The organism is Clavibacter rahimiani (assembly GCF_052654495.1).
In genome coordinates this window covers 3,123,120-3,137,273 of sequence record NZ_CP199790.1, presented here as the reverse complement: position 1 = coordinate 3,137,273, position 14,154 = coordinate 3,123,120, and the positions used below count along the sequence as shown (strand labels likewise).

Genomic DNA, 14,154 nt, shown 5'->3' with positions numbered 1-14,154 from the left:
CCGCTGATGGCCCCGTCGGGCCGCGCGGTCAGCTGACGTAGACAGAACCCATCCACCACACGGCCGCTCGAGAAGAACGGCACCAGGTCCGAGGAGGACACCCATGGCTGACAAGTCACTCAACCGCACCGAGCTCGTTGCCGCCGTCGCCGCGGAGTCGGGACAGAGCCAGGCCGCCGTCAACGGCGTCCTCGACGCTCTCTTCTCGACCGTCGCGACCAACGTCGCCGACGGCGTCAAGGTCACGATCCCGGGCTGGGTCGCGTTCGAGCAGACGGCTCGCGCCGCGCGCACGGGCCGCAACCCGCAGACGGGCGAGCCCCTCGAGATCAAGGCGTCCAAGGGCGTCAAGGTCTCCGCCGGCAGCAAGCTCAAGGCCGCCGTCAAGTAGTCCTCCTCACCTCACGCCCAGCGGGGGCGCCGACTCCGGTCGGCGCCCCCGCTGTCGCGTTCCCGGGCTCCGTCTCCTGCGCGCCGGGGCGGCCAGCCGCCCGTCAGCAGGCGCGAGTTACGCTGGATCCCTCATGCCCAGACTCCTCCGCGTCGCGGGGCCCGCCGCCCTCCTCATCGTCGCGTTCCTCTCCCTGCTGGCCGCGCTCGCCATCGGCGGAGGCGCCGCCCCGCAGCTCCTCGAGGACGCCGGCCCGGTGGTCCGCTACGGGCTGCCCGCCGCGAAGATGATGGTGAACATCACGGCGGCCACGGCCATCGGCGCGCTGCTGCTCGCGGCCTTCGCGCTGTCCCGGAAGCGCGCCGAGTACGGGCGGGCGCTCGACATCGCCGCCGGCGGGGCCGCCCTCTGGACGGTCGCCTCGGCGATCACCGCCTTCTTCACCTTCCTCAGCGTCTCGGGCACGCCCTTCTCCTTCAGCTCCGAGTTCGGCACGAGCCTCGGGCTGGTGCTCACGCAGATCTCCGTGGGCCAGGCGTGGCTCGCGACCACGCTCATCGCGGCGACCGTCACCGTGCTGTGCTTCGCGGTGCGGAACCACACGGCCATCGCCTTCGTCCTCGTCCTCGCCGTCGGCGGGCTCGTCCCCATGGCCCAGCAGGGGCACGCGGGCGGCACGGAGGGTCACGACGCCGCCGTCAACGCGCTCGGACTGCACCTCGTCTTCGCGGCCGTGTGGCTGGGCGGCCTCCTCACCATGGTGCTGCTGCGCTCGAAGCTCGACGGCGACCGGCTCGTGCCCGTCCTCCGCCGGTACTCCGCGGTGGCGCTCGTGTGCTTCGTGGTCGTCGCGGCGTCCGGGTACGTGAGCGCGGAGATCCGCGTCGGCTCGCTCGACCGCCTGCTCACCCCGTACGGCCTGCTCGTGCTCGTGAAGGTCGCCGCGTTGCTCGCGCTCGGGCTCTTCGGCGCCGCGTACCGCCGCGTGCTCATCGGGCGGCTCGAGGAGCGCGGCTCGACGGCGCGCGGCCCGTTCTGGTGGCTCGTCACCGCGGAGCTCGCGTTCATGGGCGTGGCCTCCGGCGTGGCCGCCGCCCTCGCGCGCACCGCGCCGCCCGTGAGCCAGGTCGTGGCCACGCAGCTGCCGGATCCGAGTCCCGCGCAGATCCTCACGGGCGAGCCGCTGCCGCCCGAGCTGTCGCCCATCCGGTACCTCACGGAGTGGCGCTTCGACCTGCTGTGGATCCTGCTGTGCGCGTTCGGCATCTTCTTCTACCTGGCCGGCGTGCACCGCCTCCGGAAGCGCGGCGACGCCTGGCCGGTGCACCGGTCGATCCTCTGGGTCGCCGGCATGGTGGGGCTCTTCTACATCACCAACGGCGGCGTGAACGTCTACCAGAAGTACCTCTTCAGCTCGCACATGCTGGCGCACATGGTGCTCGCGATGGTCATCCCGCTGCTGCTCGTGCCGGGTGCGCCCGTGACGCTCGCGATGCGCGCCATCCGCAAGCGCCAGGACGGCAGCCGCGGCGGCCGCGAGTGGATCCTCATGGCCGTGCACTCCAGGTTCGCCGGCTTCGTGGGCCACCCGATCGTCGCGGCCGTGCTCTTCGCCGGATCGCTCGTGGTCTTCTACTACTCGCCGCTGTTCAGCTGGGCCACGACCGACCACATCGGGCACCAGTGGATGATCGTGCACTTCCTCATCGTCGGGTACCTCTTCACGCAGAACCTCATCGGCGTCGACCCGATGCCCGTGCGCCTCGGCTACCCGATGCGCCTGCTGCTCCTGCTCGCGACCATGGCGTTCCACGCGTTCTTCGGGCTGTCGCTCATGACCGGCACGGGCCTCCTGCTCGCGGACTGGTTCGGGGCCATGGGCAGGCCGTGGGGCGAGTCGGCGCTGGCGGACCAGCAGGCCGGCGGCGGCATCGCGTGGAGCATCGGGGAGATCCCGACGGTGGTGCTCGCGATCGTCACGGCCATCATGTGGAGCAAGAGCGACAAGCGGGACTCCATCCGGTACGACCGGAAGGCCGATCGCGACGGCGACGCCGAGCTCGAGGCGTACAACCGCAACCTCGAGGCGCTGCAGGCGGCCGAGCGGCGCTGATCCGCGGGGTCAGTCCGCGCGGATCGCGGACCGGGCACGGCGGGCGGCCGCGAGCACGGTCACGCCGGTCGTCAGCTCCCAGGCCGTGACCGTGTAGACGGATCCGCGCTCCCAGATCCCGTCGATCGTCGAGCCACCGAGGGTCTGCAGCAGGGCGAGCGCGAGGAGGCCGACGACGCCGAGGGCGACGCTCGCGACGCGGAACGCGCGCGGTGCGCCGAGTCGCCGGGAGCCGAGGCCCGCGACGATCGAGGCGACGTTGCCCGAGATGATCGCGAGGCCGGCGCCGACGACGTGCAACCCGCCGATCCCGTTCGCGTCGCTCGCAGCGCTGCCGTGGATGAGGCCGACCACGATGATCCCGACCGCGTGCAGGGCCGCGAGGGCGAGGAAGGCGCGGCGCGGGCCGGCGCGGAGGGCGCGCATGGCGATCGCGGCGGCGACGAGGTAGAGGACGCCCTGCAGGACGAAGCCCGCGTTCATCACGGCGGAGAGCGGCGAGTCGATCGAGCGGCCCTGGAACTCGGCGACCTCGGGCACGCCGAGATCGCTGATGTAGTTGGCGGAGTAGCTGTAACCGGGGAAGGCGGACGCGGCGATCGCCTCGGTGCCGACGTAGACGACGGCAGCGACGATCCAGGCGATGCCGGCGGCCGCGGGGATCAGCGGGCGCGCCACGTGATCTCCGCCTCGGCGACCGTGGGGAAGATGCAGCCGGGCGGGGTCGGCGGTCGCGACGCGCCGGAGCCCCAGGTGGCGGCGTCCATCATCATCGCGTGCGGGAACTCGGCCGGGTTCCCCATCCGGTCGCCGTGGCGGTCGACGTGCGCGACGTGCGCGCCCTGCCCGTCCGGGACGAGGTCGGGCTGCCAGGAGCTCATGTGGAAGACGTCGGGCAGGCAGCCGGGCTTCGGCTGGAACTCGTCGAGCAGCACCAGGCGGATGCCGCCGGTGATCTGCTCGAGCCCGGTGAGGCGGATGTCGGTGCCGCCCGGCCCGAGGTCCGTGAAGGTGAGGCGACCGCCCTCGGGGCCCGCGGACGCGATGGGGACGACCTCGCCGACGCCGATCTCCACGGGATCGGACGCGGGGAGGAGGCGCGGAGCGGACCCCGCCGGACCGTCGGTGTCCACGGGCGTCGGACGGGCTGCGGGCGCGGACGTGGGCGCGCCCTCCGGCTCCGGCGCGGTGCAGCCGCCCAGCGCGAGCAGGACGGCGGCGGCGATCCCGGCGGCGGGGAGCACGGGTCGCGATGGGGTGCGCATGGGGCTCCTCGTCGGTCGGTGCGTCGGGGGTGCCACGACGTCCTCCGATCATCGCGGAGGCCGGGGCCGCGCGCGTCATCCGGAAGCCGCCATTGACACGGCAAAGCACTTTGCGCTACAAAGTAGCGAGGGCGGGAGCCCGGCGGGCGAGGGTCGTCCGCGGAGAGGCCGGGATGGACACCACGATGCACACCGACGAGGTCGACGACGACGGGCCCGCGCCCGACCCGCGCGCCATGCACGCGCTCATGGAGGACCAGCGGCGGGTCGCGGTGGACGCGCAGACCTCGTTCGTCTGGATCATGGAGATCAGCTGGGGCGTCGCGTGGATCCTCGGCTACACGGCCCTCTGGCTCATCGACGGCTCGGACGCGGTGAGGCTCCCACTGCCGGTGGCCGTCGGGATCTTCGCGGGCCTCATCCTCGCGGCCAGCGTCGTGAGCATCGTCCTCGGCGTCCGCGGTTCCACGGGCCTGGCGACGACGGGCGAGGCGCGCTGGCAGGGGCGCGTGTACGGGATCAGCTGGTCGGTGGCCATGACGTCGGTCTACGTGCTCGGGATGGGGCTGTCGTTCAACGGCGCCCCGAGCGAGATGCTGTCGATCTTCTACCCGTCGGGCTTCTCGTTCGTCGCCGGGCTGATGCTGCTGTCGACCGCGGCGCTCTTCCACTCGCGGTCGTCGCTGCTGCTCGGCTCGATCCTCGTCGTCGCCGCGCTCGCGGCGCCCTTCGCCGGCTATCCCGGCAACTACCTCGTGATGGCCGTCGTCGGCGGCGGCGCCTACCTCGTGACGGGCGTGGCCGTCGCCCTGATGGGCGCCCGCGCCCGCCGCTCGCTGCGAGCCCGCCTTGGCTGACCTCGACCCCGTGATCCACGCGCAGGCCCGCTTGCGGATCGTGGCCGCGCTCGCGACGCTGGAGACCGGGGAGTCGATCTCCTTCCCCCGGCTGCAGGACATCCTCGACATGACGGCCGGCAACCTGTCGACGCACCTGCGGAAGCTCGAGGATCCCGGCTACGTCGAGGTGCGGAAGACGCACGAGGGGCGGCAGCCCGTGACCTACCTCGCGCTCACGACGGTGGGACGGCGGGCGTTCGAGGACTACCGCCGGGCGCTCACGGCGATGCTCGACACGTGACCGCCGGGACGACGAGGCCCGCCGCGCGATGCGAGCGGCGGGCCTCGGTCGATCGGAGCCGGATCAGGACGTGGCGGTCTCCAGCAGCGGCACGAGCTGGTCGAGCGCGTAGCCGGTGGAGAGCGTGGTGCCGATCGAGTAGGCCGACGACAGGTCGCCGTCGATGACGACCGCGTGGCCGGCCGCGACCGCGGGGACCGCCTGCCACAGCGGGTCGTCGGTGATGACGGCCTTGTCGATGAAGATCGGGAACGCCACGATCAGGTCGGCGTCGAGCAGGTCGAGCTGCTCGGAGGAGATGTCGGCCGTGAAGCCGGTCGCGCTCTTCGGGAGGCCCGCGATGGTCGGGCTCTGCTCGAAGCCGAGCTCCTCGAGGAACGCGACGCGCTCGCTGCCCTCGATGTAGGCGCCCCAGCCCTCGCTGGTCTTGGTGGCCGCCGTGACGGTCTTGCCCTTCCAGTCGGGGTGCGCGGACTCGACCTCGTCGAAGCGCGCGTCGACCGCGGCGAGGAGGGCGTCGCCCTGGTCCTCGCGGCCGAGGGCCTCGGCGATCATGTCGACCTGGTCGTCCATGTCGGTGAGGTAGCTGTCGGCGCCCTCGGGGATCCCGACGGTGGGCGCGATCTGCGACAGGCGGTCGTAGCGGGCCTGGTCGCCCGAGCCCTTGGTGTCGAGGATGAGGTCGGGCTCGAGCGCCGCGATCGTCTCGAAGGACGGCTCGAGCGTCTCGATGAGCTCCGGCGACTCCGTGTAGAGGCCCTGCGCCCAGGGGCCCACGCCGTCGGCGTCGGCGCCGAAGGCGAGCCAGTCGGACGCGCCCACGGGCTGCACGCCGAGCGCGAGCGCGGTCTCCGCGTCGCCCCAGCCGAGGGCGACGACGCGCTTCGGCTCGCTCGGGACGGTGACCTCGCCGAACTTCGTGTCGACGGTCGCGGGGAAGGCGCCGTCGGCGGACCCGGACCCGGAGCCGGATCCGGGGGCGGGGGAGTCGGCGTCGGCGTCGCCGGAGGCGGAGCATCCGGTCAGGGCGAGCGTCGCGACGGTGAGCGCGACGAGCGCGGAGCCGGTGGTGGGGAACCTCATGGTGCGGGGCCTCTCGGGGTCATGTGACGGGCCGGTGCGGATCCCATCAGGCAAGGGCAGCCTAACCTAAGCGCACGGTAGGCTGGCGGGGCCATGTCGCTCCGGGTCCTCGCGCGCGCCTCCGCCACCGACGCCCCCGCGGGCCGGGCGCGGAGCGGCCTCTCGCGCTCGGCGGGCCTCCTGCTCGCGCTCGGCGCCCTCGTCCTCGCGTGCCTCGCGAGCATCGCCATCGGCTCCCGCGACATCCCGCTCGGCGCCGTCGTCGACGCGCTCGCCGGCCGGCCGCGCGATGCCGCCGAGCTCGTCGTGATCCTCGACCTCCGCGTCCCGCGCACCCTCGTCGGCCTCGCCGCGGGCCTCGCGCTGGGCGTCGCCGGCGCGCTGATCCAGGCCGTCACGCGGAACCCGCTGGCCGACCCCGGGATCCTCGGCGTCACCGCCGGATCGGCCTTCGCGGTCGCCATCGCGACGGGCGTCCTCGGTGTGACCGCCGTGAGCGGTTACCTCTGGTTCTCCTTCGCCGGGGCGTTCCTGGCCGCCGTCGTGGTCTACGTCGTGGGATCCGCGGGGCGCGGCGGCGGGGACCCGGTGCGCCTCACGCTGGCCGGCGTCGCCCTCGGCGCGGTGCTCGCCGGCATCACCTCGGGCCTCCTGCTCGCCGACCCGCAGGGCTTCAGCGCGATGCGCGCCTGGGAGTCGGGCTCTCTGCAGGACCGCGGCTGGGACGCGCTGCTGCCGGTCGCACCGTTCCTCGGCGCGGGCGTGCTCCTCGCCGCGCTCATCGCCCGGAGCCTCGACGCGGTCGCGCTCGGCGACGACCTCGCGCGGTCCCTCGGGGCGAACGTCGTGGTGGTCCGGACGGTCGCGGTCGTCGCCGTGACCCTGCTCGCGGGCGGGGCGACGGCCATGGCCGGCCCGATCGCGTTCGTGGGCCTGATGATCCCGCACATCGCCCGCTGGATCGTCGGGCCCGACCAGCGCTGGATCCTCGCGTACACGATCGTGCTCGCGCCCGTGCTGCTGCTCGCCGCCGACGTCGTGGGCCGGATCGTGCTGCGTCCTGCCGAGCTGCCCGCCGGCATCGTGACGGCGGTGCTCGGGGCGCCCGTGCTGATCCTGCTCGTGCGCCGACAGAGGGCGTCGGGGCTGTGAGCGCGCCCGCCCGCGCAGGCCGCCGTCCCGCGACAGCGCCCGTGAGGATCCCCGGCACCGTGCGCCTCCCCGTCATCGGCACGCGGCTGCGGCGCCGCGAGGTGCTCGTGGGCGCGGCGCTCGCCGTCGCCATCACGGCCCTCGCGCTCGTGGCGCTCGGCACGGGCGACTACCCGCTCACGGTGCCCGAGGTGATCCGCGCGATCGCCCTGCCCGACGGCTCGTTCGCCACCACGATCGTCACGGAGTGGCGCCTCCCGCGCGTGCTCGCGGCCATCGCGTTCGGCGCGGCGCTCGGGGTCGCGGGCGCCGTCTTCCAGTCCCTCACGCGCAACCCGCTCGGGTCGCCCGACGTCATCGGCTTCTCGACCGGCTCCTACACGGGTGCCCTCCTCGTCACCACGGTGGCGGGCGCGTCCTTCCTCCCCACCGCGGTCGGCGCGCTCGCGGGCGGCCTCGGCACCGCGCTCGTCGTGTACCTGCTCGCGTACCGCGGCGGCGTGCAGGGGTTCCGGCTGATCATCACGGGCATCGCGGTCACGGCCGTCCTGCACGGGGTGAACACGTTCCTGCTGCTGCGGGCCGGCACGGAGGTGGCGATGGCGGCGTCGATCTGGGGCGCCGGATCCCTCGCCCTCGTCGGCTGGGACCAGGCCCTCCCCGCGTTCGTCGCGCTCCTCGTGCTCGCGCCCGCGATCCTGCTGCTCTCGGCGCCGCTCCGCCAGCTCGAGCTCGGCGACGACGCGGCCCGCGCCCACGGCGTGCGGGCCGAGCCGACGCGGCTGGCGCTGCTGATCCTCGGGGTCGCCCTCACCGCCGTCGTGACGGCCGCCGCCGGGCCGATCGCGTTCGTCGCGCTCGCGGCCCCGCAGATCGCCCGCCGCCTCACCCGCAGCGCCGGCCTGCCGCTCGTGCCGGCCGCGCTCACGGGCGGCCTGCTGCTCCTCGCCGCCGACTCCGTCGCCCAGCACGCGCTGCCGGGGACGGTGCCCGTGGGGATCGTCACGGTCGTGGTGGGCGGCGTCTACCTGATCGCGCTGCTGATCCGCGAGGCGGGCCGCCGTGCCTGACGCCGCCGCCCCCGACCCGATGGGAGGTCCCCCCGTGGACGACACCGCATCCGCCGCGCCCGCGGTGCCCGCCCCGCCCGCCACGAGCGGCCCGCCCGCCCGGCTCCGCGCCGAGGGCGTCACGCTCTCCTACGACCGCCGGGTGATCTCCGAGGGCCTCGACGTCGCCGTGCCCGACCGCTCGTTCACCGTCATCGTCGGCCCGAACGCGTGCGGCAAGTCGACCCTGCTCCGCGCGCTGTCGCGCCTCCTCGCGCCGACCGCGGGCGGCGTGCTCCTCGACGACCGGCCCCTCGCGTCCTACCGGGCGAAGGAGGCCGCGCGCATCGTGGGCCTCCTCCCGCAGAGCGCCATCGCGCCCGAGGGGATCACGGTGGCCGACCTCGTGGCGCGCGGCCGGTTCCCGCACCAGAACCTCATCCGCCAGTGGACGTCGACCGACGAGGACGCCGTGCAGGAGGCGATGGCCGCGACGGGCGTCGCCGACCTCGCCGCCCGCCACGTCGACGAGCTCTCCGGCGGCCAGCGCCAGCGGGTGTGGGTCGCGATGGCGCTCGCCCAGCAGACGCCCGTGCTGCTGCTCGACGAGCCGACGACGTTCCTCGACATCGCGCACCAGATCGAGCTGCTCGACCTCCTGGCCGACCTGCACCGGGACGGCAGCACCATCGTCGCCGTGCTGCACGACCTGAACCACGCGGCCCGCTACGCCGACCACCTCATCGTGATGAAGGAGGGCCGCGTGGTCGCCTCGGGCGCCCCGGGCGCCATCGTCACCGCGGAGCTCGTCGAGGAGGTCTTCGGCCTCCCGTGCCTCGTGATCGACGACCCCGTCTCGCACACGCCGCTCATCGTGCCGCGCGGCGGCCGCTGGGCCTGAGCGCGGGTCAGGCGTCGGCGGGCGCCGGGCTGATCGCGACCATCCAGTCGATGCCGTAGCGGTCCGTGCACATGCCGAAGCGGTCGCCCCAGGGCGCCACGTCGAGCGGCAGCACGACCGTCCCGTCGGCCGTCAGCGCGTCCCACCAGCTCCGCAGCACGGCCTCGTCGTCGCCCGACAGGGAGAGGGTGACGGCGGATCCGCTCGGCACGCCCATGGACGCCGGGGTGTCCGACGCCATGAGCGTGAAGCCCGCGGACGACGTGAGCTGCCCGTGCATGACCTTGTCGGCCTCGGCGGGATCCTGGCTCATCCCGCCCTCGCCGAAGGTCGTCGTCTCGACCTCGCCGCCGAAGACGTCCTGGTAGAAGCGGAGGGCCTCGGCGGCCTGGTCGCGGAAGGACAGGTACGGGTTCATGGTGGCGGACATGCGGGCGCTCCTCGGGTGACGGATCCCCGCGGTCGCAGCGACCCTCTTGCGTCCCGATCCTGGCCCGGTCCCCGCCGCTCCGCACCCTGACACCGGGTGAGGGTGCCGGGAGCGGCTAGAGGCCCTGGATCCGCACGCCCGCCGTGTCGCCGACGCTCACGCGCCAGCTCACGCTGAACGGCACGTCCTCGTCGAGCTCCGTGACGCTCCCGTCGTAGAGGGAGCGGACGGGGACGCGGATGTGCGCCGTGCCCACGGTGGACGGCACCACCCAGTCGAGGTCGGCCGGGTCGTCGCTCGCCGGCGTCAGCGAGATCCGCGGCATCGCGGTCATGCTCCACGTGGGCGGCGCGGTGATCCGGTCGCGGATCGTCTTCCCGAACGGGCAGCCCGACGGGTACAGCACCGACTGCGTCGTGCACGCGGTGAGGTACGCCTCGACCTCCGACTGCACCGACGCGACGAGCTCGTCCGTGGGCACCGCGTCCACGCGCGCGGGCACGACGCTCCCCGGCTCCGTGACCTGGACCTCGACGTCCTCCGCCTGCAGGTGCTCGGACGCGTGGTCGAGCGCGAGCGCCGAGGGCGCGAGCACGAGGTACGTGGATCCAGCGCCCTCGGCGGCCGCGCCCCCGGGCGTCGCCTGGACCGCCAGCCCGTTCGCGGTGAAGGCGGACGCGTGCCGCAGCTCGAGGTCGACCGCCGCGACGGGGCTCGTCGCGAACTCCCACCGCGCGAACAGGCCGAGCGCGGCCGGCCGCTCGCGCACGCGGAAGGCGGTGGATCCGGGCCCCGACGGCAGCGTGTACGCGTACGTGACCGTGCGCTCGCCGCCGCCCGCGGGCTCGTCGGAGACCAGCTCCACGTCCGCGAGGCCGGGCAGGGCTCGGGCGTCGAGGAGCGCGCGGCTGCCCGCGTCCGGCAGCACGACGCCGGGCGTCGCGAGCGCGTCGCGGCTGTCCTCGCGGGCGAGCGCGTCGAGGTAGGAGCGCACGAAGCCGTGGGCGCTGAAGGTGCCCTGGTTGAGCGACGCGACGGTGCCGAGGAACGCCCCGAGGAGGAGCGCCGCGAGCAGGGACCACACGACGACCGCCCGACGCAGCTCGCCGCGCACGTCGACGGCGGGGCTCGGCATGCGGATCATCCTACGGGCGGGGCATCGGGGCCCTCGCGGGCCGGACGCCGGGGTAGATTCGAGTGCGCATCCGCGCGGTGCCCCGCGCCGCCGATCCGCGCATCCTCCCGTCCCCGACCCGCCAGGAGCCCCGCGTGAGCACGGTCCCCCTCTCCCCGGAGCAGGCCGCCGTCTTCCAGGCCATCGAGGGCACGCGCGACCACATCTTCGTCACCGGCCGCGCCGGCACCGGCAAGTCGACCCTCCTCACTCACCTGTCGTGGAACACCGAGAAGCAGATCGTCATCTGCGCGCCCACGGGCGTCGCCGCGCTGAACGTCGGCGGCCAGACCATCCACTCGCTGTTCAAGCTGCCCATCGGGGTCATCGCGGACGAGGAGATCGAGCAGACGGGCGAGCTGCGGAAGCTCCTCAACACCATCGACACGCTCGTGATCGACGAGGTGTCCATGGTCAACGCCGACCTCGTGGACGCCATCGACCGCAGCCTGCGCCAGGCCCGCCACAAGAAGGACGTGCCGTTCGGCGGCGTGCAGGTCGTGCTGTTCGGGGATCCGTACCAGCTGGCCCCCGTCCCCGGCGACGGCGACGAGCGCGCCTACTTCGCCGACCGCTACCGCTCCATGTGGTTCTTCGACGCCAAGGTGTGGGAGGAGGCGCAGCTGCGGATCTACGAGCTCACCGAGATCCACCGGCAGCACGAGGAGGCGTTCAAGGAGATGCTGAACGCCGTGCGCCACGGGCGGGTCACGGCCGAGATCGCGGGCGTCCTCAACGCCGCGGGCGCGCGCCCGGCGCCCACCGACGGCGCCATCACGCTGGCCACGCGCAACGACACCGTCAACCGGATCAACGCGGAGGCCCTGAAGCGCCTGCCCGGTCGCTCGCTCACCGCCACCGCCGACGTCACGGGCGACTTCGGCGGCCGCACCTACCCGGCCGACGAGAAGCTCGACCTCAAGATCGGCGCGCAGGTCATGTTCCTCCGCAACGACGTCGACCAGCGCTGGGTGAACGGATCCGTCGGCGTCGTCACCCGCATCGACACGAACGTGTACGTGGAGCTCGACGGCGTCGTGCACGAGGTCGAGCCGGTCACGTGGGAGAAGCACAAGTACTCGTACTCGCCCACGACGAAGCAGCTGCGGCGCGACGTCGTGGCGGACTTCACGCAGTTCCCGCTGCGGCTGGCGTGGGCGGTCACCATCCACAAGTCGCAGGGCAAGACCTACGAGCGGGCCATCGTCGACCTCGGCGCGCGCGTGTTCAGCCCGGGTCAGACGTACGTGGCGCTCAGCCGGATCACCGACATCGGCGGCTTGTACCTCACCCGGCCGCTGCGTCCGGGCGACATCATCGTCGACGAGAACGTGCGGCGCTTCATGAGCGAGGCGACGCGGATCCGCGTGACGCCGGCGGTCGCGCCCGCGGGCTGACCTGTCGGTCGTCGCTGCGGGCTTACCCGGAGGTCGTCACCGCGCGGCGCTAGAGGGCGGCCCGGCTCGGGCCCGAGGGCGCCCGGATCAGTGCCCGGAGTGCTCGCCCTGGATGCCGTCGAGGTCGACGGAGCTGTGCTGGCCGTGCGGCACGGCGAACTCGCCGGCGCGTGTGAGGGAGAGGGCGGGGGTGACGAGGCCGGCGACGACGAACGCGCCGACGAGCACGCCCGCGAGGTAGCGGCCGCCCGTGGCCTCCGGCTCGGGGGCGGCGGGGCGGGCGACGGCCACGACGGCGGGAGCGGCGGCGGTCGCGGCGGCCGGACGCGCGGCGCCGGATCCGAGGAGCGCGGCCTCGGCCGGGAGGTCGGCCTCGACGGCGGTGCACACGGCCTCAGCCTCGACCTCGGCGCGGGAGCGGAGGTGACGGCCGACGACCGCGGCGACCGCGAGGTCGAGCAGGGTCGCGGCGAGCATGGGGATCGCGGGCAGGTCGCTCGTGATCCCGGGGGCGGACATGACGACCGCGGCGGTGACGAGGAGCGCCCAGCCGGCGACCGGGACGAGCGCGCCCACGACGGCCCACGCGGGGACGGGGAGGCGGTCGGAGCGGAGGACCGCGACGGCCCACGCGCCCTCGGCGAGGCCGATGACGAGGAGGGCCACCATGGCCGCGGGCGGGGATCCCGCGCCGACGGCCAGGTGGATGAGCGCGGCGCCCAGGGCGGCGAGGGCCAGCCAGTGGCGGATGAGCAGTGACACGTGCTGGTCCCTTCGTCGTCCCGGGCGCCGCGGTGGTGCGGTGCTGCGTGCTGGTGGTGCTGACGTGCGGTGATGCGGAGACGCGCCCGGTGCAGCGGCGCGACGGGTGGTGCCGGGTGTCGCCTAGGCGGCGCGGGTGGCGCGGTTGCGCACGCCCTTCTCGGCGCCTAGGCCCACGATCAGCAGCACGACGGCGGAGCCGAGGTGCAGGAAGTGGTCCGCGGTGTTGAGCGCGAGGATGTTGAAGTCGGTGTTCACGAGGAAGAAGCCGACGATGCCGAGCGCGAGGTACGCGAACCCGACGACCGAGTTCACGGCCTTGGCCGCGGCGACGCTCGAGAGGCCGCCGATGAGGAGCGCGGCGCCGATGAGCAGGTGGGCCACGTTGTGGAACGGGTTCACCATGAAGATGCCGAGCAGCAGGCCGCCGTCGGAGGAGAAGAATCCCCCGCTCTGCGGCGGGAACAGGAAGCCGAGAAGGCCGACGAGGACATAGACGGCGCCGAAGACGGTGCCGAGCAGGCGGTTCGGGGACGAGCTCATGGTGGTGCCTCCACAGGTAGGGAAGAGCCGGGGAGTTCCCAGGCTCCTTACATTCGTACCGCTTACGGGTGCGGTTTGGTGCGGATCGGGTGATGGATGGTCACGCGTTTCCCAGGTGCTCGGCGAGGAAGGCCTCCGTGCGCCGGTAGGCGAGGGCCGCGGCGTCGGGATCCAGCCGGTCGCGGAGGCTCGCGTTGGGGAACACGGGGAGCGTGCCGGGGTAGGTGTGGGCGGTCACCGGGGTGCCGTGCTCGCGCAGCCGGCCGATGAAGGCCTCGGGGCGCTGGTCGTCGATCCACTCGTCGTGCTCGGCGAGGTGGAGGAGCACCGCGCACGGGATGACGCCGTGCTCCTGCGGGCCGAGGCTCGCGCAGTAGGCGACCACGGCGTCCGCGCCGCCGTCCTGCGCCTCGAGGAGCGCGAGCCAGCCGCCGGGCGCGAAGCCCACGAGGCCCACGCGCTCGGATCCGCGTGCGCGGGCCGAGTCGATGCCGTCGCGGATCGTGCCGAGGGCGAATCCGACGTCGAGCTGCGCGGCGAGGCCCGCCGCGAGGCCGTCGTCGAGGGTGGCGCGGCCGTCGTAGAGGTCCGGGACGAGCACGTGGAAGCCGGCGCGCGCGAGGGCGAGCGCGTACTGGTCGAGCCAGGGGAGGCGGCCGTGGTCGTCGTGCACGACGACGACCACGGGGTGGCCGGGCTCGCCGAACTCGAGGGTCACGCCGGGATGCGGCAGGTCGACGATCTCGGGCATGGG

16 protein-coding genes are annotated in these 14,154 nt (G+C 73.8%); 8 read left to right on the top strand and 8 right to left on the bottom strand.

Annotated features, from left to right (window positions below; all coding sequences use genetic code 11):
* Positions 1-103 precede the first annotated feature (103 nt).
* The gene (locus ACT7CP_RS15030) at positions 104-391 is read left to right on the top strand and encodes an HU family DNA-binding protein (protein WP_012039622.1); all 288 of its coding nucleotides are present in this window, start codon (positions 104-106) and stop codon (positions 389-391) included.
* Positions 392-524: 133 nt separating this feature from the next.
* A complete protein-coding gene (locus ACT7CP_RS15025; RefSeq protein WP_445442819.1) occupies positions 525-2,504 on the top strand; it encodes a bifunctional copper resistance protein CopD/cytochrome c oxidase assembly protein in 1,980 nt (659 codons plus the stop codon).
* Between the two features lie 9 nt (positions 2,505-2,513).
* Here ACT7CP_RS15025 and ACT7CP_RS15020 read toward each other — a convergent pair whose 3' ends face one another.
* On the bottom strand, positions 2,514-3,182 hold the full coding sequence (locus ACT7CP_RS15020; protein WP_445442818.1) for a DUF998 domain-containing protein: 669 nt from the start codon (positions 3,180-3,182) through the stop codon (positions 2,514-2,516).
* A complete protein-coding gene (locus ACT7CP_RS15015; RefSeq protein WP_445442817.1) occupies positions 3,167-3,769 on the bottom strand; it encodes a hypothetical protein in 603 nt (200 codons plus the stop codon). Before ACT7CP_RS15015 ends, ACT7CP_RS15020 begins: the two co-directional genes overlap by 16 nt.
* A gap of 173 nt (positions 3,770-3,942) precedes the next feature.
* Between ACT7CP_RS15015 and ACT7CP_RS15010 the strand changes: the two genes are divergently transcribed.
* Together ACT7CP_RS15010 and ACT7CP_RS15005 are read left to right on the top strand one after the other, a co-directional pair.
* Positions 3,943-4,626 carry a hypothetical protein gene (locus tag ACT7CP_RS15010; protein WP_445442816.1) on the top strand — a complete coding sequence of 228 codons (684 nt, stop codon included), beginning with the start codon at positions 3,943-3,945 and terminating at the stop codon, positions 4,624-4,626.
* The gene (locus ACT7CP_RS15005) at positions 4,619-4,909 is read left to right on the top strand and encodes a transcriptional regulator (protein WP_445442815.1); all 291 of its coding nucleotides are present in this window, start codon (positions 4,619-4,621) and stop codon (positions 4,907-4,909) included. Before ACT7CP_RS15010 ends, ACT7CP_RS15005 begins: the two co-directional genes overlap by 8 nt.
* 63 nt (positions 4,910-4,972) lie before the next feature.
* On the opposite strand, the gene ACT7CP_RS15000 is transcribed toward ACT7CP_RS15005, so the two are convergent.
* Positions 4,973-5,992, bottom strand: coding sequence for an iron-siderophore ABC transporter substrate-binding protein (locus tag ACT7CP_RS15000; protein ID WP_445442814.1), 1,020 nt, complete (start codon positions 5,990-5,992; stop codon positions 4,973-4,975).
* Between the two features lie 93 nt (positions 5,993-6,085).
* On the opposite strand from ACT7CP_RS15000, the gene ACT7CP_RS14995 reads away from it, so the two are divergent.
* The 3 genes from ACT7CP_RS14995 to ACT7CP_RS14985 are packed head-to-tail and all read left to right on the top strand — an operon-like array spanning position 6,086 to position 9,094.
* On the top strand, positions 6,086-7,144 hold the full coding sequence (locus ACT7CP_RS14995; protein WP_413961790.1) for a FecCD family ABC transporter permease: 1,059 nt from the start codon (positions 6,086-6,088) through the stop codon (positions 7,142-7,144).
* Entirely contained in the window at positions 7,141-8,214 is a 1,074-nt protein-coding gene (locus ACT7CP_RS14990) for a FecCD family ABC transporter permease (RefSeq protein WP_413961789.1), read from the top strand. The genes ACT7CP_RS14995 and ACT7CP_RS14990 overlap by 4 nt, the downstream gene beginning before the upstream one ends.
* A 19-nt stretch (positions 8,215-8,233) precedes the next feature.
* Complete coding sequence (locus ACT7CP_RS14985) at positions 8,234-9,094, top strand: ABC transporter ATP-binding protein (protein ID WP_445443999.1); 861 nt, start codon at positions 8,234-8,236, stop codon at positions 9,092-9,094.
* 7 nt (positions 9,095-9,101) lie between these two features.
* Here the strand turns inward: ACT7CP_RS14985 and ACT7CP_RS14980 are convergent, their stop codons facing one another.
* A complete protein-coding gene (locus tag ACT7CP_RS14980) occupies positions 9,102-9,524 on the bottom strand; it encodes a VOC family protein (protein WP_413961788.1) in 423 nt (140 codons plus the stop codon).
* Positions 9,525-9,639: 115 nt separating this feature from the next.
* Entirely contained in the window at positions 9,640-10,659 is a 1,020-nt protein-coding gene (locus ACT7CP_RS14975; protein ID WP_445442813.1) for a hypothetical protein, read from the bottom strand.
* A 134-nt stretch (positions 10,660-10,793) separates the two neighbouring features.
* On the opposite strand from ACT7CP_RS14975, the gene ACT7CP_RS14970 reads away from it, so the two are divergent.
* Positions 10,794-12,095 (top strand): ATP-dependent DNA helicase, encoded by a 1,302-nt coding sequence (locus tag ACT7CP_RS14970; RefSeq protein ID WP_307505527.1) that lies wholly within the window; start codon positions 10,794-10,796, stop codon positions 12,093-12,095.
* Positions 12,096-12,182: 87 nt separating this feature from the next.
* Here the strand turns inward: ACT7CP_RS14970 and ACT7CP_RS14965 are convergent, their stop codons facing one another.
* From ACT7CP_RS14965 to ACT7CP_RS14955, 3 genes are all read right to left on the bottom strand, one after another.
* Positions 12,183-12,857, bottom strand: coding sequence for a hypothetical protein (locus ACT7CP_RS14965; RefSeq protein WP_445442812.1), 675 nt, complete (start codon positions 12,855-12,857; stop codon positions 12,183-12,185).
* 123 nt (positions 12,858-12,980) lie between these two features.
* Positions 12,981-13,400, bottom strand: coding sequence for a DUF4383 domain-containing protein (locus ACT7CP_RS14960; protein ID WP_307505533.1), 420 nt, complete (start codon positions 13,398-13,400; stop codon positions 12,981-12,983).
* 100 nt (positions 13,401-13,500) lie between these two features.
* The gene (locus tag ACT7CP_RS14955) at positions 13,501-14,151 is read right to left on the bottom strand and encodes a dienelactone hydrolase family protein (RefSeq protein ID WP_445442811.1); all 651 of its coding nucleotides are present in this window, start codon (positions 14,149-14,151) and stop codon (positions 13,501-13,503) included.
* Positions 14,152-14,154: the final 3 nt, after the last annotated feature.